Consider the following 20098-nt stretch of genomic DNA (forward strand, 5'->3'; position numbering starts at 1 on the left):
TTGCCCATCGCCTCCATAAAACGATTTTAACATCTTTTGTAAAACCCTTTACTGTCAATTCATTATATTAAAAAACCAAACTACTGGATCACGTCGATCCAGAAATACTTTTCCCTAACACTCCACACCAACAATCCATGGAATTAGTCATCTCCAATCTCACCAAAACCTACCCAAATGGGGTTAGGGCTTTGAACTCCATTTCCCTGACCGTTCCTCAGGGCATGTTTGGCCTACTCGGCCCCAACGGCGCCGGAAAGTCCACACTGATGCGAACCATTGCCACGCTGCAGGAAGCCGATCTGGGAACCATCACTTTGGACGGAATAGATGTATTAAAAGACAAACAGGCCGTGCGGGAACGCTTGGGCTATTTGCCTCAGGATTTCGGGCTGTATCCAAAGATCAGTGCCGAAACCATGCTCGACCATATCGCCCAAATGAAAGGGATAGGAAAAAAGACAGAAAGAAAAGAGCTGGTCGAAGCGCTGTTGAACCGGGTTAACCTTTTTAAAGATCGAAAAAAGGCGTTAGGCACATTTTCAGGAGGGATGCGGCAGCGCTTTGGGATTGCCCAAGCTTTGGTGGGAAACCCCTCTCTAATTATCGTGGATGAGCCTACGGCAGGTCTTGATCCATCCGAACGAAATCGCTTTTATAATCTGCTCTCAGAAATCGGTGAAAACACCATTGTCATACTCTCCACCCACATCGTCGAAGATGTGAATACGCTTTGCTCCAATATGGCCATCATCTGTATGGGAGAGGTATTGATGCAGGGAAAACCCAAAGACGGGCTGGCGATGGTGAATGGGAAGATCTTCCAAAAATCCATCGAGAAATCCGATCTCGACCAGTACCGGAAAGAATATCAAGTAATCTCAACCAAACTAATCTCCGGCAAGCTAAGCTTGAGGATAGAAAGCGAAGAGGCTCCCGGAAATGGCTTCGAGCCTGTCCCCGCGGATTTGGAGGACGTTTACTTCAGCTTTATTTCCCGCAAAGTCGACCCCATCACGATCTAGCAACTATGTTTAAAGACATCTTCCTCTTCGAACTCAAGTATCGGTTTGGGCGGCCGGCCACTTGGATTTATTTTCTCCTTCTGATGGTCACTTCCTTGCTGTTGATCGGCTTTGGGAATACGCCAGCGTCGGAAAAGGTTTTCCACAACTCCCCGATTGTGATTGCCGAGTTGCTGCTGTTGTTTTCTATTTTCGGAATTCTGATTGCCTCAGCAGTGATGGGGGTACCGCTCTACCGTGACCTGGAGCACAAGACGGGTACTTTCCTCTTTAGCTATCCCATCACCAAATCAGCTTACTTCATGGGAAGGTTTTGGGGCTCTTTTGCCACCTTGCTCTTCATCTCTCTAGGAGCTTTGCTTGGGATTTTCCTTGGGAGTCTCTTTGGCCCGGGATTCGGGACGGAGGCCGATCGATATGGCCCTAATTTGCTTGTGAATTATTTTCAGCCTTGGCTGTCGCTCCTTCTCCCCAATCTTTGGCTAGCCGGATCGCTGTTTTTTGCCCTGATTGTCTTCACAAGAAATATACGCTCCATCTACTCGGGCGGAATAGTGGTCTTTATCGTCTACCTGCTTGCAAATTTTCTCGCCCAAGACATCGAAAACAAAGACCTCGTCCAGTTGATTGACCCCTTTGGATTAAACACCTTTGACCTACAAACCCGCTATCTCACCCCGTTTGAACAGAACTCTTTTTTCCTTCCTTTGGAGGGGAACCTCTTGCTAAACAGACTCCTTTGGGTGGGTTTGGGAATCGTGTTTTTCGTAGCGGCTTATGCTCGGTTTAGTTTCACTTATTTCTTCCAAACTGATCAGAAAAAAACCAAGGAAAAGGCAGAAACGGTAACGGCCGGAATCAGCAAAAAGATTACCGTTGCCTCTGATTTTTCCAAAAACTATCAGTGGAAAAGTCTCAAAACCCTCGCCAAAATCGAGTTCCAAAACATAGGCAAGGACATCTATTTCCGCTCGATCCTTCTTGGCGGCTTGATATTCTTGATCTTGGACTTCTGGATAGGCAATACACTCTACAGCGTCCCTAACTATCCTTCCACGTCGTTTTTGATGGAGTACAAGACCTACGATTACAACCTGTTTGTCTTCATCATCATCGTGTTTTTCACCGGAGAAAGCCTACATCGGGACAAGGCCACCGGCTATTCGGTGATCAACGATACCTTTCCGGTAAAAGACGGTGTAATCATAGCCTCCAAGTTTTTGGGGATGGTCATGATCTGCCTGATCCTGACCACCATTCCAATCATTGTCGGGCTCGTGATCCAAACACTGAAGGGCTATTTTGACTACGATCTCAAAGTATATCTGATCGACAGTTATTTGATTTCCTTGCCAGATTACCTCCAGATGGTGATGCTGGTATTTGCTGTCCACCTTTTGGTCAACAACAAGTTTGCAGGCCACGCCGCTGCGATTGGGATTTGGCTGCTCATGTTGATTCTTATGAACTTTGCGGACTACAACTTCAATCTGTTCTTCTTCAGCAACAAGCCGGGCTACACTTGGAGCGACATGAACGGTTTGGGGCATTTTGCGGAGCCCTTGCTCTGGTTTAATTTGTATTGGACTGCCTGGGGGATTTTTCTGGTGCTCTTTTTCAGCATCTTTTTCAGCCGGGGCTCGGAAAATTCCTGGGAAAGCCGTTGGCAAAACGCTAAAGACAGGCTTTCGAAGCCTATTCCTAGACTTTCTTTCGCCTTCCTGGCGGTGGCCTTGCTCTCCGGAGCCTACATCTATCAGACAGTCGTCTATGAAAACAACTACAGCACATCGGACGAAGGAACACAGCGGCGAGTCGCCTACGAGAAACAGCTAAAAAAATACGAGGGCATTCCCCAACCCAAGTACACCAAAGTCAAGATCGAGGCAAACCTTTATCCCATGGACCGCAGGGCCGACTTCATCGCTGAGGTCCAGCTGGTCAACAAGACTGATACGCCTATCGATTCGGTCCATTTCAATTCCACATCGCTGAGTGATTTTAAAATAGTCTGGCAAAGCGATACGCTTGCGCATCGCTTTCCTCTTGAATACAAGCCCCGAAAATTCCAGCTATTTGGAAGGAAGAAAGAAAGGGAATGGTATCAAATCACCGCGCTTCCTCAGACTTTGATGCCCGGAGACACACTGAATCTAACCATTGTCAGCAAGGTGGAATTCAAGGGATTTCCAAACTCTGGCTATGGGCGTGAAATCGTGTACAATGGCACCTTCTTCAGCGGTGGCATCCCCGAAATCGGCTACGATCCAAACAATGAGCTTTCTTCAGATGAAGAAAGGCGTAAAAATGAGCTTCCCGAAAAACCCGAAGATCTTCCTAACCATGACGATCCCAAAGGAAAAATGACGCTTTTATTCGCGGATGAAGCAGATTTTATCCAGTTTGAAACCGTGGTCAGCACCATCCCTTCTCAAATAGCCGTGGCGCCCGGATATCTCCAGCGGGAGTGGGAGGAAAATGGGCGACGTTACTTTCACTACATCCAGGATACGCCGATTCAGTCGTTTTTCACCTTCGTATCTGCTGAATATGAAGTTCTCAAAGACCAGGCAATCCTTCCGGATGGCCAAAAAGTCAATATCGAAATCTACCACGATCCCAAACACACCTACAATCTGGATCGCTTTCTTGACTCTTACAAAGACGGATTGACCTATTTCTCGGAGACCTATGGCAATTTCCAGTTTAGACAGATGAGGATTCTCGAGTTTCCCCGCTATGCTGGATTTGCGCAGTCTTTTCCCAATACCGTTCCGTTTTCGGAAAGTTTCGGCTGGGTAGCCAACTTCACCGATCCCGATGACTTTGACTATGTCTACTATGTGACCGCCCACGAATTGGCGCATCAGTGGTGGGGGCATCAGATCACCCCCAACGCCACCCGCGGATCCAACTTGATCTCAGAGGCCTTGGCAGAATATTCTGCGCTGATACTCACAGAAAGAAGATATGGAAAGGACAACATGAAGCGCTTTCTCAAAGATGAACTCGATGATTACCTACGTGGCCGGGCTAATGAAAGCAAAAAGGAAAACACGTTCATCAACTGCAATCGGGCCTATCAATGGTACAACAAAGGGAGCCTCATCCTTTACGGCTTGCGTGACTTGATCGGCACCGAAGCCATGGATTCTGCACTCTATGCCTTTAATCAGGAATTTGGTCTAAAGCAGACTCCTCCTTTCCCAGGAAGTGCTGATTTATATCGTCATCTTGAAGCCGTGACTCCGGACAGCCTCCGCTATTATCTGGATGATACCTGGAACAAACTCACGCTCTACGACAACCGCACCGAAACCGCTCAGGCGAAGAAAATCTCAGATGGTGAATATGAAGTGACGCTAAAGATCAAATCGAAAAAGCTGTATGCTGACGAGACCGGGCGTGAAGAAGACGCAGACTATGCAGCCGACTACGTGGACATAGGCGTGTTTGCCGCTGAAGACACCGATGAAAACGGCCGCACGCGCACCAACCCCCTCTATATCCAAAAATATAAGATCAAGCCCGGCGAAAGCACACTTGCCATTCTCGTGAAAGGTGAGCCCGTGAGAGCAGGGATTGACCCTTATAACAAATTGATTGACCGAATTCCAGACGACAACACGATCAGCGTAGAAGTGCGATAGTTCTCCAATAAAAAATATTGAACCAAAAAAAAGGTCACCCTCTCGAAATCGAGGGTGACCTTTACAATTAGCCCCACGGACTATCGCTTCTTTCTTAAAAGCGCAACTAGAATCAGGATAAATACCGCGCCGCCGACTACCCATACCCAGGGCTGCTCGTACCATTCTGGTTTGCCGATATCGATATCGACGTCCAGCCCCCCGTCTTGGGCAAAGATCTTAAATGAGATCAATAGGCCCAGTACAGCCAATACTGCAATCTTGTAATTTCTCACTATTAAAGCTTTCATGGTAAAAAGTGGTTAAGGTGAACTTATTTAAATCGAATGTTATATGTCCAGGCGATACCAATGCTCGATACATCGCTAAATGGGTCAGCTATCAGGATCTGATTGTAATAGGCGAAAATATTCCAGTCGTAATTGTGGTATCCGAGCTGCGGTCGAAAGTACATTCCGCCAGTCTCTCCGCCTTCGGTTCCTGTCAAGAAAGAGTATCCCAAGTCAGTGCCGACAAAGAGCCCCTCAGGCTGCGGATAGTATCTGAGCATCAATCCCAAAGGAATCACTCCAAAATCATCCGATCCGGCCACGTCTGATTTTTTGAGATAATGCGTGTACCCCGTGGCCACACCAAGTCCAAAGTTGTCGGTTCGCATGAACTGTCCGGCCGCGTCGAGCCCAAGAGCAAAAGATGAGAAATCGGCTTGGTCTCCTACAGGAGCGGCGATGTTCAGCCCCAGCTTCAGCCAAGAGTTATCCTCGTTGATGTCCTCCAGATCCCTCGTGGTTTGCGCATTGGCGACAATTCCAGCTAGGAGAAATGCGCCCATCAGTAATAGCTTTTTCATATTGTGTTTGGTTTTCCCCGAAAGGCCCAAACTCGATGCCGCCACTTTTCTACTGTCAGTCTAATTTAACACAAACTACTATCTTTCAATGATTTAAATAGTTTTTCGATTTCTTAAACCAAATCTGGGTTTTTCTGATTTCGGGGAAAAATTTCCCCGCTATGATGCGGTTTTGTCTGCAACCCGCCAAGACTTGGGGGTTTTTCCGGTGATGGCTTTGAAGCTTCTGTTGAAATAGGACAAGTTTTCGAAGCCCACTTGAAAAGCAATTTCAGAAATCCCCAAGTCCGATTCAATGAGGAGTTTTTTGGCCTGCGAAACCCTGACCTGCTGGAGATATTGCGTGAAAGTCTTGCGAGTCCGAAGCTTAAAAAAACGGCAAAAGGCCTCCTTGCTGAGACTGGCGCGGTCAGCAACCTCTTGGAGGGTAATTGGACGGGCGCTTTCCTCGAAGATAAACTGCATGACCTCATCCATACGCTTTCCGTCTCTTTCCGAAAGCCCACGCGCCAAGGCTGGCCGATTGAGCGGAACCAGATTTTCGCCGGATTGGTCCAAGATAGACAAAAGCAGGATGGCCAACTGGAACCTTTGCAAGCCCGAACTTTTCGCAAATTCTTCAAAGATTGCAGTGATGCGCTCTCTGCTTTCCCCAAAAACCTGAAAACACAAGCCTGAAAAATCCCTGAATTTTCTCAGGGACCGCAACTCCTCCAAATCTCCAAGCGTCTTTCCGAAAACTTCGAAGTCGAAAAAGATCGTATCTCCTGCCGATCTTAAGTCGACGTCCTGGACGAAATATTCAGGGTCGCTTCGAAATACATGGGGTGCATTTTCTCCCAAAAAGAAAACATCCCCTGCCTGAAAACGCCCCAAATAGTCGCCGCTGAGAAACTGTCCGGTCCCCTCAAGCACCACCGTAAGCTGCAATTGTGGATGCTGGTGAAGCTTATCGTAAAAATGCCTCCCGCGATCCTGCTGATATCGGACGAATTCCCGTTGGGATTTTGGGATCTGAAAGGAGATTACTTTTGCCATGACGCTTGACTGGTATCAAATTGAATACATTTTACAGATATTTTTGAAATTAATATCAATATAGTACCACTATTGACTAATCCTGTGAAAGCATACGGTGCCTAAGGCTACTACTTTTGAAATGAAATTCAACATGGGGCGATTCCCATCAATCGATCAGAGCAATCATCAAAAAAGAAAATATCATGAATTGGAAAGGCGTATTTCCCGCAGTCACCACCAAATTCCACCCAGACGGCAGTCTTGACATGGATTTGTTTTTCAAAAACCTGGAATTCCAACTCGAATCCGGAGTCCACGGCATCATCTTGGGCGGCACCTTGGGCGAAAGCTCCGTCTTGTCCCAAGGAGAAAAAATCACCCTGACAGGGGAAACCGTCAAATACCTAAACGGACGAGTGCCTGTTATCCTGAACATCGCCGAGGGAGCGACTCAAGACGCGCTGTTTTGGGCCAAGAAAGCCGAAGAACTGGGCGCTTCGGGACTGATGATCCTACCTCCCATGCGCTATGCGGCCGATGCACGGGAAGTGGTCACCTATTTCAAGACCGTCGCCAAGTACACCAAACTGCCTATCATGATCTATAACAATCCGGTGGATTACAAGACTTTGGTGACCATCGACATGTTTGCAGAGCTGGCTGAGTGTGAAAATATCCAGGCAATCAAAGAATCCACGCGCGACATATCCAATGTCACCCGCATGATCAACCGATTCGGAGACCGATATGCACTGCTTTGCGGAGTGGATACCTTGGCAATGGAAGAGTTGCTAATGGGCGCTGTAGGATGGGTAGCAGGTTTGGTTTGCGCATTTCCAAAGGAAACCGTCACCATCTTCAACCTTGTGCAAGAAGGAAAAATCGAAGAAGCGAGAGAGATCTACCGCTGGTTCCTGCCTCTCTTGGAGCTGGACATCCATCCCAAACTGGTCCAATACATCAAGCTCGCCGAGCAGCACTGTGGCATAGGATCAGAGCATGTACGTGCGCCACGACTGACGTTGATTGGGGAAGAAAGAGAAAGAATCGAGGCGATCATTACCGAAGGCTTGGCAAAAAGACCGAAATTGTGAGGAAGCGGTAAGTCCGGAGGCCTAAAGCTGAAGCCAAATCCGCCTTCAGTTACACGTACTGAGCGAAGCCTAGGCATCCGCCCGAATTCAATTTTGCAATCTTTCAATCAAATTTTCCAATCCATGAACTTCGACCCAATTTTCAACGCAGCCCAAGAAGCCTTTCTTTTTTACAAAAACCTCCCAGGAAAAGAAAAAGGGGCCTTCTTGGATACCCTAGCAGAAATCCTTGAAGCCAACCGTGCCGAAATCGTGCCTTTGGCGGTAAAAGAATCCAATCTTCCAGAAGGCAGGATCAATGGTGAACTGGGACGAACGACCGGTCAGATCCGACTATTTGCCAACATGGTCAAAGAAGGATCTTGGGTCGAAGCAACCATAGATCCGGGGGATCCAAGCCGATCTCCGCTGCCAAAAGCTGATATCCGAAGGTTTCTTACGCCCCTTGGACCGGTGATAGTTTTTGGCGCCAGCAATTTTCCCTTGGCATTTTCTACGGCTGGAGGCGACACGATCTCCGCTTTGGCGGCAGGCTGTCCTGTGATCTATAAGGCTCATCCTGCCCATCCGGAGACTTCGCGTAAAGTGGCCGAGTGCATCCACGAAGCCATTCTCAAGGCAGGACTTCCTTCTGCCCTCTTCACTCACGTCGAGGGAGGTATTACCGAAGGACAGGCCTTAGTAAAGCATCCTCTGGCCAAAGCTGTCGCCTTCACAGGGTCACATCTGGGTGGCATGGCCCTTTTCGACTTGGCGACCAAGCGGGAAGAGCCGATTCCGGTCTATGCCGAAATGGGCTCGGTCAATCCGATCTTTACCTTCTCCAAGAAGCTGGAAAATGAGTTGGTGCCCTTGGCGAAAGCCTTCATCGGCTCACTTACTCTTGGCGTAGGTCAGTTCTGCACCAATCCAGGCCTGATCTTCGTGCCTGAATCTCACGCTAAGCCCTTCGAAAATGCAATAGCCGCAGAGCTCAACGACATCGCTTCCGCTCCAATGCTCCACCCGGGCATTGCACAGGCTTACTATGATTCCATCCAATACCTCCAGTCCCGTCACGAACTTCGCTGGGTCAAAGTGGCAGATCCCAAACACCTGATCAACGGCAGTACTGCGCTGGCTGAAATCAAGGCTTCCGACTGGCTTGCGGATGCCGTGTTCCAAAAGGAAGTTTTCGGCGCATTTGCCATGATGGTGGTGTACAAAAACGAGGACGAGCTACTGGAAATTACCAAAAAACTTCATGGACAGCTGACCATCACCGTATGGGCGGAGGCAGAAGAACTCCAAAACCAGCTTTTCCTCATCAATCTCCTGGAAGAAAGATGCGGACGTCTGCTCTTCAGAGGCGTACCTACAGGCGTGGAAGTTGGGTTTGCGATGCAGCATGGAGGACCATATCCATCGACAACAGCGCCTAATAGTACCTCCGTCGGTGCATACGCGATCAAGCGTTTTGCGAGGCCGATTGCCTTTCAAGACATGCCACAGGACTTGCTCCCCGATGCGTTGCGGGACGACAACCCGCTGGGCATCTGGAGACTCGTCAATGGCAAATACGAAAAATGATCTTTCGCCACTCGATTCAGTCGGGGTGGCTCCTACTTCCCAAACTTTCAATTTTAGAATTCTGCGATCCTACTAATGGCTTCACGTTACACCTTCAGTTGCATAGACGCCCACACCTGCGGCAATCCCGTAAGGGTAGTTTCCGGCGGTGTCCCTTTTCTGATGGGAAACAATATGCTGGAGAAACGCCAGTACTTTCTCGAAAATCTCGACTGGATCCGCACCGGATTGATGTTTGAGCCGCGGGGCCACGACATGATGTCTGGCTCTATGCTTTTCCCTCCGCATGATCCGGAAAATGACTTTGCGGTGCTCTTTATCGAGACTTCCGGCTGCTTGCCCATGTGCGGGCACGGCACGATCGGCACGATCACCATTGCGATCGAGGAAGGCCTGATCCATCCCAAAACTCCGGGCTTTCTGCGAATGGAAGCACCAGCTGGATTGGTTTTGATCGAGTATAAGCAAGAGGGCAAAAAGGTCAAATCCGTAAAGCTTACCAATGTCAAGAGCTTCTTGGCGGCGGAAAATCTGGAAATTGAAATAGAAGATCTTGGCAGGCTGACTGTAGACGTAGCCTATGGCGGCAACTTCTATTGCATTGTGGATCCCCAGGCGAACTTCCCCGGCATCGAGCACTTCAAAGCAGAGCAGCTGATCGCAATGGCCAGAAACCTGCGCCAAAAAATGAACGAACGCTACGACTTCGTGCATCCCGAGCATGACAAGATCCGAGGCCTGTCACATGTGCTATGGACGGGAAAAACCCTTGACCCGACAAGTACCGCTAGAAATGCCGTCTTCTATGGGGACAAGGCTATCGACCGGTCTCCCTGCGGCACCGGCACCTCTGCTAGGATGGCGCAGTGGTTTGCCAAAGGTTGGCTCAAGCCTGGCGACGAATTTGTACACGAGAGCTTCATCGGGTCCAAGTTTATCGGACGCATCGAGGAAGTGACCGAGATTGGGGGCAAGCCCGCCATTGTGCCAAGCATAGAGGGCTGGGCCAAAGTCTATGGCTACAATACAATCATTCTCGATGACGACGACCCCTATGTCCATGGATTTCAAGTCATTTAAGAGCCATGAATCAAGAAAGTTCTTCCGCTCTTTTTTCTGGTTCTAGCATCTAGCTTCTTAATTCTTTTATGAAACCAACCCTAATCATCGGTGGCGGAATCGTCGGTTTGTTTTCGGCATACTTTCTCAACAAAGAAGGGATCGAAGTCACGGTAATCGACCGCACCGACCTGAACGAAAACTGCTCTACCGGCAATGCGGGCATGATCGTCCCCAGCCACATCATTCCTTTGGCTGCACCGGGCATGATCAGCAAGGGAATTTCCTGGATGTTTTCATCGAAGAGTCCCTTCTACATCCATCCACGTCTGGATATGAAACTGGTTCGCTGGTGCATGCTTTTCTTCAAAGCCGCCAACGATGCCCAGGTCAAAAAAGCAATTCCCTACCTCAAAAACCTCAGCCTGCTCAGCAAGGCGCTCTACCTGGAGTTCAAAACCGAGCACCCGGATGCCGCTTTGGCCCTGCAGGAAAAAGGCCTGATGATGGCCTACCAGACGGAGGCAATCGAAAAGGAAGAGGTGGAATTTGCCCATCTGGCGAGAAAGCACGGATTGGAAGCAGAGATACTCAGTCCTGAAGACCTCAGAAGGGTCGAGCCTAAGCTGGAATTGAAAGCCCGCGGCGCGGTCCTCTTTCCCGGCGACGCTCATTTGGATCCTGGAGCTTTGTATGGTTTTTTGAAAAATTACCTGACGGAGAAAGGCGTGAAATTCATGTCCAACACCGAAGTAAGGGGCTTTGAAAAGTCAGGCTCAAAAGTCCTTGCCGTGATCACCAGCCAAGGAAAAATCGATGCGAAAAAAATAGTGGTTTGCACAGGCTCTTGGTCCGCCGAGCTGGCTCAAATGCTGGGCTTCTCTCTTCCGATGATGGGGGGTAAAGGCTATTCTTTTCTTCAGGAAAACCAGCCTGAGATCAAGCAGGCGACCATCCTCACCGAACAAAAGGTAGCCGTAAGTCCCTATGGAAAGACGGTACGCTTTGGAGGAACAATGGAAATTGCCGGCACCGACCAATCCGTCAACAAGAATAGGGTGAAAGGAATCTTCGAAGCGATCAACAGGTACTACCCGGATTTCCAGGCCAAATTCCCCGAGGAAGATAAAATCTGGAAAGGTCTGCGTCCCTGTTCGCCAGACGGCTTGCCCTATATTGGCTATGCTCCCGGGTACTCCAATGTACTGGTTGGCAGCGGGCACTCCATGATGGGAATCTCGCTAGCTCCAGCAACTGGAAAAGTCCTAGCCGAACTTCATCAGCAAAAAAATACTTCTCTTGAACTCACTGGATTTGAAGTGGGAAGATATTCTTAAGAAATCAGATTGGGTCAACTAAACGAAAGACAGCGGGGGTTCCCGCTGTTTTTTTTGTTCTGTCAACTCTTCCGCCGTATTCAGGCTATGCTCTTTTGCCCGGCACTTCCGTTGGCTTTTGCTGTGATGGTATCCACCATCAGGTCAAAAGCCCTGCGAATCTCCGCAAACTGGACATCTCTGGACGCTTCCAGTTCGTCCCTTGATCCCCCCACAACAGTGGAAAACCGACTGTATAAATCCGAAAATTCAACGGAATCCCGATTGCCGGCAATTCCCCAAGTACCAAGGTAGGCGCTGAGCTTCTCCACCTTTAGTCCCACATGTGGGACAGCATAGCTCATCGCCGTGATCGCCCCGTGAAGACTGGTACCGATATAGCATTGAGAGCTGGCTATCAAGTACATGATGTCCCAGATCGTATCGGCATCAAAATAGGCAAAAGGAGACGTGAGCAGATTGCCTAGTCCATGCAGCGCTTCATGATCATCATGGTCCAGTGCCTTGCCGATGGGACATAGGCAGAGTGCTGTCTTTCCCTCTTCATGGACTAAATCCAGCTGAGTGGCGATTGTCTTTTCATGGCCTCTGGTCGTCTTTTTGTTGATCTGCACAAAAGCATATCGTCCTGCATGGGCCTCAACATAGGATCTCACGGCTGGACTAGCTCGGTTTTTCAGATGCTCCACTGGAAAAAAGTCCGACATCAGTATTGCCGAATCCGGAAAAAGATGGGCGTCAAGTCCTGCGCTGTGCACGTTTCGAAGCGTCACCCGATCCCTGACCGCAAAATAGTCTACCTGCCGAAGCTTTGGCTTCAGTTCCGGAAATTTATAAAAGGTAGCCTCACTTAAACCTGAACCCCCAAGAGAATTGAGCAGAATAGAACGAATCCCCGGAAAGTCCGCTTTTGCCAAAAGAAAAGGCAGCGTGGTCTTGCCCCGGAGCAAAAACCTGGTGAACGCATTCAAGTCAAAGACCTTATTGATTTTTACATGGCGCTTGTTGATCCTCTGGAAAAGTGGACTGAGCGCCGCGTAGAGGGAATTCCAAGTGACCCCCAAAGCCTCGCCCCCGGCAATAATGACATGAACTGGATGGCTTGGGTCCGAGCATTTCCGATAGAACTCATGAATATCTTCCGTAGGCGGCCCTCCCTGAGGGCTTAGGTCACTTTTCACAAGGCCATAGAAATGAAACCTGAAATCAAGCCCATAAGTCTGAAGTTGTTTTTCCAGGATGATCGGGAAAAGAAGATCCCCGTAGTTGTATCGGTCAAAGGCTCCGATGATAAGCACATCTTGCATAGCATTTCCCATTTACGTCACAATCTCCCTTGAGAGACTTCAACATTGAATCGGAAAAGATCCTTAAATTCCTTGCCAAGCTTGAAGTACCTCCAGCTTTTTTCGGGACTCACAGGAAATGAGATTGAAGAATACGCCAAAAATGCCCATTAGTTTTGGCCGAATTTTGGAACGGTGGGCTAAATCCAACTAAATAAAGCACTCCGACTTGAAACGCCCATCCCCAACAGCAAAGCGCATTTTTTCCGGTTCGGCTTGGGGTATCTTCTCCAGAATCCTGGATGCAGGTGCCAAATTCGTCACCATCCCTCTTCTGGTAGGCTACTATGGCAAGGGGGACTACGGCCTGATTGCATTGGCCTTTTCACTCAATGCCTATCTGCGCCTGATGGATTTGGGAATGAATGTCGGGTCGGTAAAGTTCCTCTCCCAATGGGAAGCCAAAGGTGACTGGGACTCCATCAGCCGAGCATCCCGATCCGGAGTGATCTTTTACGGAAGCATAGGGTTGCTAAATGCATTAGTGTTCCTGTTTATGGCCTTCAATGGCGCCTATTTTTTCAAGCTTTCCCCAGATCAAATCCCGGTCTATAGATCGATGATGATCATCTTGTCATTCAGTACCATACCCAACTGGCTTTCCAATGTGGTGATTCAGCTGTTGAGTGCAAAAGACGAACTAGGACACGTAAACAGGGCTTTTCTTGCCAGCAGTCTGGTCAATTTCGGCGTGGCCCTGACGGCAATCTATTTCAAATGGTCTTTGCCAGCCTATTTTCTCGGCTATACACTGGCGACCCTGCTTCCGATTCCCCTGAACATCCGGAGGCTGAAAGTACTCCCCTTGCCCTTATCCAAACTCCTGATTCCCAAGTGGGATTTGGCGATTTTCAGGGAGATCATCGGCTACAGTGCGGCAATCTTTCTGATGGGAATTTTCCAACTCACCGCCAATGAGCTCAGACCGATCCTATTGGCAAGGTATGCTTCCAGTATCGATGTACTGACGGACTATCGGGTTATCCAAACCATTGCCATGCTGGTGATTTCCTTTGGAAGTATCTTTCTACAAGTGCTCATCCCTTCGGCATCCAAGATCTATGCTGAGGGAGACAACTCAAAGATCGAACGCATGGTGCTCGAAGCGACACGCTATATCTCGCTGTTTCTCAACTTTGTCGTTTTTATCCTCATTCTGAACTCCCGCGACCTGCTGGGGGTCTACATGGGGCCAGACTATCTCTACCTCGCCCCCTGGCTGAATCTCTGGCTGCTGACGGTCTTACTCAACATGCACAATACACCGGTGGCCAGCCTGGTGCTTTCCTCGGGCAAAACCAAAGCGCTGATCTATTCCTCGGCGATCTCCTGCATCCTCTCACTTCCCATCACGGCAATGCTCGCCCCGCAGTGGAATGTAGGAGCGGCGGTGCTTGGCTATCTCGTTTATATGACGATTCAGATTGGCTTTTTCTACGCCTACTATATCCCCAAGGTACTATTCCTTCGCAGCTGGAAGATCCTTTCGGTCTCCTTTCTGCCCGCATTAGCGGCAGGACTGATCGCTTGGGCTGGAGCCTACGGTCTGCAAAATTGGCTTGGCTTTGGAGAGTCCCCATGGCTGAGGATGTTACTCCAGTCGGCGGTGTTCGCCTGTATTTTCCTTTTCTTGCTGCTATTCCTTGTGGTCCGGCCGGAAGAAAAGGTCATGCTAAAAACGTATTTCAGAAGATTCGTCCTCAGATCCAGCTAAGGCTATCATGGTAAAATTTTCAATTTGTATCCCCGCTTTCAAAAGCACCTTTCTCGAGGAATGTATCCAAAGCATCCTGGATCAGTCGCTTGGGGATTTTGAACTCATCATCCTGAATGACTGCTCTCCCCAACCTGTCCAGGAGATCGTGGAAAAATTCACAGACGATCGCATACGCTATTTTTCGAATGAAAAAAATGTGGGCGCTTATGATTTGGTGGACAACTGGAACAAGTGCCTGTCCCTGGCAAGTGGGGAATTTTTCCTCATTATGGGGGATGACGACCGCTTGCATCCCGACTATCTCCTAGAGTTTTCCACATTGATTGAAAAATTTCCCACGCTGAATGTCTATCACTGCCGCAGTAAAATCATCGACGACGCAGGTAAAACTCTTCGGCTCACTCCGGCGCTTCCAGCCTTTGAGCATGTGTTTGACTCGATTTGGCAGCGCCTGGAGCAGCTACGTTCCAACTATATTTCGGACTACGTGTACTGCACGGAGGCACTTCGTCAGCAGGGAGGCTTTTACAAGCTTCCGTTGGCTTGGGGCTCGGACGACATTACCGCCTTCATCGCCTCTCGGGAGCTAGGGATCGCACATAGCAACCGACCGGTTTTCGAGTATCGCAGCAACGCCCAATCCATCACCTCGACAGGAAGTGACCTCGTGAAAATGGAAGCAAACCTGGCTTATGCCGACTGGCTACGGGAATTCCTGAAGCACGAACCAGCTGACTACACCGACAGAATCGCGAAAGAATTCCTGCTCGAGCATTTCGCCCGGCTGATGGAAAAGAGAAAGGCTTACACCCTGCTGCTCTCCCTCGCTGGCAATCGCCTGGAAAAGTCCGGCAACTGGTGGAAGAAACGAAAAGAATTCGGGCTGTCCGAAAAAGCAATCGCAGTGGCATTTCTAAAAAGCTTCCTGAACAAATGAACGCTGTAGAGAAGCACATCCCGATCATATTCAATCCTTCCGAAAACCGAGAAAACCAGTATATAAGCATCTTGGTGCAGGGAATGGAAGAAAAAGGTTTTGAAGTAAGCTCTCTGGATGATTTTCTCAGCAGCTCTTCCCACTTCCAGTCCATCCGACTCGTCCACCTTAACTGGTTTGAAAATCTGGACGAGGGCTCAAACGCTACGATGTGGAAAAGCTTTTTCCGAAAAATATCCGCCGTGCTTCTCATCAAGGGAGGCGGAAAAAAATTAGTCTGGACCATGCACAATAGGCTTTCGCATGAAAAAGGCTCCGGCAAACTCAGTGGAATTCTGGTGAAATTGCTTTTGAAAAGTGTGGACACAATAGTGGTCCATTGCTCTGCGACCGAGGCTATTTTGCGGGGCCAGAAACTAAACTATTCCGGAGAAATCCTGAACATTCCCCATCCGCATTTTATCGGGACCTATGGCCCCGAGCTTAAAGGCTCGACAGGTTCGTCTGAAGTATTAAAGCTTTTGTTTCTAGGCGCAGTCAAACCATATAAGAACCTGGAACTGCTAATCCGGGTATGCAGAGAGTTTGGCGACGCGGTGCAGCTGACTATCGCCGGAAAAGCCTCTTCCAAGGACTATGCGGACGAGCTCCATCAGCTCGCTGAAGGGAACACATCCATCCAGCTTGAACTGGGTTTTGTCGAAGACCGCAGAATTCCCGAGCTCATCGGCGCCTCGGATCTCTTGGCTCTGCCCTACGATCTGCGAAGCAGCCTCAATTCCGGCACAGTCATTCTCGCTTTTTCCTATGCTCGCACGGTGATCTGTCCCAAAATTGGCACTATTGATGAATTGGGTGAGCAGCAGGGTGAAGTTTTTACCTACTCCTATATTTCTGAGTCTGAGCACGAGGTGAAGCTAAGAGAAGCCATCGCAGGTGCCTGTGAAGAAAAAAGACAGGATCCCGCCGCGCTTTTGGAGAAAGGTCGGAAGATGAAGGAATATGTCAGGAGAGAAAACGACCCGGATATCGCAATAGAAAGGCTAGACCGGCTCTACCGTAAACTTTTGTCTTGATTTAGCAACATGAAGATCCTCTACATCAATTCCTTGTATCCGCCACTGGTCAAGGGAGGCGCAGAGCTTTCCCTACAGCAGATCGTGGAAGGCATGCAGACCCTCGGCCACGAAGCCGTGATAGCGAGTCTCCATCCAGAAGATACTCCGATTACGGACAAAGTGAATGATGTCAGGGTAATCCGGGTTCCATTAAAAAATTCGTATTGGCCCTACAAGGATATCAAGACCTCCAGCCTGTCACGATTGTCATGGCACATCCGCGACCGAAAAAATACAGCAATGGGACAAACCCTGAGGCAGATCTTACAAAAAGAACGTCCTGACTTGGTTTCCTGCCACAATCTTGCGGGCTGGTCTATTTCGGTTTGGGACCAAGCCCAAGCCGCCGGCATACCGGTCGTCCAAGTACTCCATGACTTCTATCTACTCTGTCCAAACAGCAACATGAACCGCGGCGGAACTCCCTGCGAAAAGCAGTGCCTGAGTTGCCAAGCACTTCGGAGCGGCCACACCAAAGCATCCAACAAGGTAAGCGCGGTGGTTGGCATCAGTCAGAGTATTCTGAACCGCTTCCTCTCCAACGGCTATTTTGCCAAAGCAAAAAAACACGTCATCTACAACATCCGAAATGCCGCCGATGCTCCATCCGGAAGGAAACGTAATCCCGGACAAAAACTGCAAGTCGGCTATCTGGGGACGATTTCCAAAGTAAAAGGCGTAGAATGGCTGATTCACCAATTCCAAGGTATGGATATCCCCGCAAGCCTGAAAATTGCCGGAACTGGGAATGAAGGCACAATAGCAGCGCTTCGCGGCCTTGCAAAAAATAGTGATGTGGAGTTCACCGGCTATGTGCAGCCGCAGCAATTCTTGGAACAAATCGACGTCTTGGTTGTACCTAGTCTATGGGAAGAGCCCCTGGGAATGGTGGCGATCGAAGCGTTGGCGGCGGCTATACCCGTCGTGACTTCAGGAAAGGGCGGACTGAGTGAGTCTGTCAAGCATGAGATAAACGGTCTCATCTGTCCGCCAGAGCAGCCCGAATCTTTAGCCCAAGCCCTCATTTGCCTCTTTCAAGATGCCGAGTTGTACAACCGCCTCAGCGCAGCTGCTCCAGCCTCTGTATCCCACTTTTTGGATCGAGACCGCCTGATCTCGGAGTACGATCAAGTCTACCGCAGTGTAAGCTCATCCACCGCATTTACGACATGAGTACTTTTCCATCGTCTGATGCATCTATGGGGTCGAGCTTGCAAGTGAGGTCGGTTACCTTAGGCGAAAGTCTTTTTCTGCTTTCCCTCTTTTCCATCTTTTTGCCTTGGAAAGTATACCCTATAGTCTTTTTGATTTCTTTTTTTTTCTTTCTGTATGAAGCCCGACCACTACTAATCAAGCCGTGGATGCTCGCTTTGTCCGTGTATGTATTCTATGGAATGGTCGTCTTCGGGCTTACATACTCGGGCCACCCACTGGAAGTCCCCAATGCTGCCAAGCTCCTTGTCAATCCCCTTTTTCTGCTTAGCTCCGTCCTATGGCTGAGTTCACGTGCCAATGCCCGACTCGTCTATTTCCTGGATTGGACCCTCGGTATTTTGCTCCTGCTCAGCCTGGCCCAATTGCTCCTGTACCACGCTTCCTTCGACTTTCGGCTGGTTTTGGGTTCCGATAGCTCCGGGCAGGCCAGCTCCCTCTATCGACCAGCGCTCTATTTCTGGGGATTGGACGACAAAAACATGTTTGGGGCCAGGATTGCCCTGATGGGATTCGTATTCATGTTCATTCCGGTTTTGACAAAGCGAAAACTCAGTTTGCTGCGGATTTTCTTTGCTTTTCTGGTCGCATTTCTCAGTCTTTCCCGCACACCGATGGTGGCGCTGCTAATCGGAGCGACTGTCTTGGGATGGCTGGTTTTGGAGCGAAAGTGGAGGGTGGCCATGCTACTGGCGGTGGCGATTTTGCTTCCGGTTTTTCTTACCCAGGTCGTGCGTATAGACTCCATCACCTCATCCAATGACGGAATGGGTATTCGGCTGATCTATTGGCAGGCCTTTTTCGCCCATTTCTCCGACCTTTCCATTTGGGGCGGAGGCTTTGTTGAGGCGAGTCGATTTCTGGAAGACAATGCGAAATTATACCGTGGCGAGCCTCACATTCATAATACGCTCATGACGACTTATGTGGAATTTGGGCTGATTGGCTTTGTAGCATTTACGGCATTTCTGGGCCTTTTTCTACGGGCCTGTTATCAGCAACGTCAGCAATGGGCCCTTTGGATTCTATTGTTTCTACCGATCGCTTCGATCATGATGATTCTTTATTCGGGCTATGACAACGACGTGATGGTTTATCTAGCCTTAGTCTGGCTGGTAGGAACACAGCAGGACGTCGATTTTCAACAAACCAAAATCACGGTGCTATGAAGAGAAAAGTTGTGTTTGACGCAAGCTGGGACGGAGAAACGGGCATCGGAAGGCTCTATCGGGAAGTGATGGCTCGCAAGCCGGATTTTGTGGAATCCGTGCCGGTCCGGGTGGAAAAAGACCCGGCTGGATTCTTGGCGCCTTTTCGCCTCGCCCAAAAAATCAAGGAGGTAGATGGCGAAGTATTTTACAGCCCCACCTTTATCCCGCCACTTTTCTCCCAAATCCCGTTTGTCTTTACGATCCACGACCTGATGCACCTTTTCTATTATTCCCGATTGCACCGGGAATACTATCGCTGGGTGATCGGGCCGCTGTCCAAAAAGGCAAAAAAAATCATCACGGTCTCAAATTACTCCAAGTCACTTCTGATAGAAAAGCTGGGAGTACCAGACGACTTGGTTCGGGTGATTTACAATGGCGTAGGACAAAACTTCTTTGACAATGAACGGGAGTATGCTCTTGACAGACCCTATTTTCTCTACGTCGGAAATCGCCGAAACTACAAAAACCTCCCCGCAATGATGGAGGCTTTTTCCAGGGCTGATATTCCAAGGGACTTTGTTTTTGCACTCTCGGGACATCCCAATCCAGAGATCGAAAACCACATCCGCCAGATCGGCTTAGAGGGAAGGGTAAGGTTTTTGGGGAGGATTCCGGAAGAAGACCTTCCGGCAATTTACAAGGGTGCACACGCTACCCTTTTTGTTTCCAAAATGGAAGGCTTTGGACTTCCCGTCTTGGAATCCATGGCTTCGGGCACTCCTGTTCTCACTTCTTCCGCATCTTCCCTACCGGAGATTGCCGGAGGAGCTGCGATCTGTGTGGATCCCGAAGAGGTCAAGGCGATACAGCAGGGCATCGAACTGCTGGTGAAGGACGAGGCTGTCTATGTTTCCTGTGTGGAAAAGGGACTGCAGAGGGCAAACGATTTCTCTTGGGAAAAAACCGCCTATCAGACATGGGACACCATCCTTGGCTAAAAGACTGACCAC

Annotated in this window: 16 protein-coding genes; 12 read left to right on the forward strand and 4 right to left on the reverse strand. The window is 49.2% G+C overall.

The features are described 5' to 3' along the window. Positions 1-137 precede the first annotated feature (137 nt). Both J0A67_RS13760 and J0A67_RS13765 read left to right on the forward strand, forming a co-directional pair. Complete coding sequence (locus J0A67_RS13760) at positions 138-1025, forward strand: ABC transporter ATP-binding protein (RefSeq protein ID WP_206569944.1); 888 nt, start codon at positions 138-140, stop codon at positions 1023-1025. Positions 1026-1030: 5 nt separating this feature from the next. Beyond that, a complete protein-coding gene (locus tag J0A67_RS13765; RefSeq protein ID WP_206569945.1) occupies positions 1031-4675 on the forward strand; it encodes an ABC transporter permease/M1 family aminopeptidase in 3645 nt (1214 codons plus the stop codon). A gap of 80 nt (positions 4676-4755) precedes the next feature. On the opposite strand, the gene J0A67_RS13770 is transcribed toward J0A67_RS13765, so the two are convergent. From J0A67_RS13770 to J0A67_RS13780, 3 genes are all read right to left on the reverse strand, one after another. Then, entirely contained in the window at positions 4756-4965 is a 210-nt protein-coding gene (locus J0A67_RS13770) for a hypothetical protein (RefSeq protein ID WP_206569946.1), read from the reverse strand. A gap of 23 nt (positions 4966-4988) precedes the next feature. Then, positions 4989-5525 (reverse strand): hypothetical protein, encoded by a 537-nt coding sequence (locus J0A67_RS13775; protein ID WP_206569947.1) that lies wholly within the window; start codon positions 5523-5525, stop codon positions 4989-4991. A 159-nt stretch (positions 5526-5684) separates the two neighbouring features. Then, positions 5685-6563, reverse strand: a complete 879-nt coding sequence (locus J0A67_RS13780) for an AraC family transcriptional regulator (protein WP_206569948.1) — start codon at positions 6561-6563, stop codon at positions 5685-5687. 185 nt (positions 6564-6748) lie between these two features. Between J0A67_RS13780 and J0A67_RS13785 the strand changes: the two genes are divergently transcribed. From J0A67_RS13785 to J0A67_RS13800, 4 genes are all read left to right on the forward strand, one after another. After that, positions 6749-7639 carry a dihydrodipicolinate synthase family protein gene (locus tag J0A67_RS13785; protein WP_206569949.1) on the forward strand — a complete coding sequence of 297 codons (891 nt, stop codon included), beginning with the start codon at positions 6749-6751 and terminating at the stop codon, positions 7637-7639. Between the two features lie 123 nt (positions 7640-7762). Beyond that, complete coding sequence (locus J0A67_RS13790) at positions 7763-9208, forward strand: aldehyde dehydrogenase (NADP(+)) (protein ID WP_206569950.1); 1446 nt, start codon at positions 7763-7765, stop codon at positions 9206-9208. Between the two features lie 75 nt (positions 9209-9283). Then, on the forward strand, positions 9284-10288 hold the full coding sequence (locus tag J0A67_RS13795; protein ID WP_206569951.1) for a 4-hydroxyproline epimerase: 1005 nt from the start codon (positions 9284-9286) through the stop codon (positions 10286-10288). Between the two features lie 68 nt (positions 10289-10356). Continuing rightward, positions 10357-11604: an NAD(P)/FAD-dependent oxidoreductase gene (locus J0A67_RS13800; RefSeq protein ID WP_206569952.1), complete on the forward strand. Its 1248-nt coding sequence runs from the start codon at positions 10357-10359 to the stop codon at positions 11602-11604. Between the two features lie 80 nt (positions 11605-11684). On the opposite strand, the gene J0A67_RS13805 is transcribed toward J0A67_RS13800, so the two are convergent. Continuing rightward, entirely contained in the window at positions 11685-12911 is a 1227-nt protein-coding gene (locus J0A67_RS13805; protein WP_206569953.1) for a polysaccharide pyruvyl transferase family protein, read from the reverse strand. A gap of 208 nt (positions 12912-13119) precedes the next feature. On the opposite strand from J0A67_RS13805, the gene J0A67_RS13810 reads away from it, so the two are divergent. From J0A67_RS13810 to J0A67_RS13835, 6 genes are all read left to right on the forward strand, one after another. Beyond that, positions 13120-14664, forward strand: coding sequence for a lipopolysaccharide biosynthesis protein (locus tag J0A67_RS13810; protein ID WP_206569954.1), 1545 nt, complete (start codon positions 13120-13122; stop codon positions 14662-14664). Positions 14665-14671: 7 nt separating this feature from the next. Further along, the gene (locus tag J0A67_RS13815) at positions 14672-15604 is read left to right on the forward strand and encodes a glycosyltransferase family 2 protein (protein WP_206569955.1); all 933 of its coding nucleotides are present in this window, start codon (positions 14672-14674) and stop codon (positions 15602-15604) included. Then, complete coding sequence (locus tag J0A67_RS13820) at positions 15601-16680, forward strand: glycosyltransferase (protein ID WP_206569956.1); 1080 nt, start codon at positions 15601-15603, stop codon at positions 16678-16680. The genes J0A67_RS13815 and J0A67_RS13820 overlap by 4 nt, the downstream gene beginning before the upstream one ends. 9 nt (positions 16681-16689) lie before the next feature. Beyond that, complete coding sequence (locus tag J0A67_RS13825) at positions 16690-17895, forward strand: glycosyltransferase family 4 protein (protein ID WP_206569957.1); 1206 nt, start codon at positions 16690-16692, stop codon at positions 17893-17895. A gap of 188 nt (positions 17896-18083) precedes the next feature. Further along, positions 18084-19103 (forward strand): O-antigen ligase family protein, encoded by a 1020-nt coding sequence (locus J0A67_RS13830; protein ID WP_206569958.1) that lies wholly within the window; start codon positions 18084-18086, stop codon positions 19101-19103. Next, positions 19100-20086, forward strand: a complete 987-nt coding sequence (locus J0A67_RS13835) for a glycosyltransferase family 4 protein (protein ID WP_206569959.1) — start codon at positions 19100-19102, stop codon at positions 20084-20086. The genes J0A67_RS13830 and J0A67_RS13835 overlap by 4 nt, the downstream gene beginning before the upstream one ends. Positions 20087-20098 lie beyond the last annotated feature (12 nt).

Origin of the sequence: Algoriphagus aestuariicola, from assembly GCF_017254835.1 — a bacterium.
In the GTDB taxonomy this organism is placed as follows: Bacteria; Bacteroidota; Bacteroidia; order Cytophagales; family Cyclobacteriaceae; genus Algoriphagus; species Algoriphagus aestuariicola.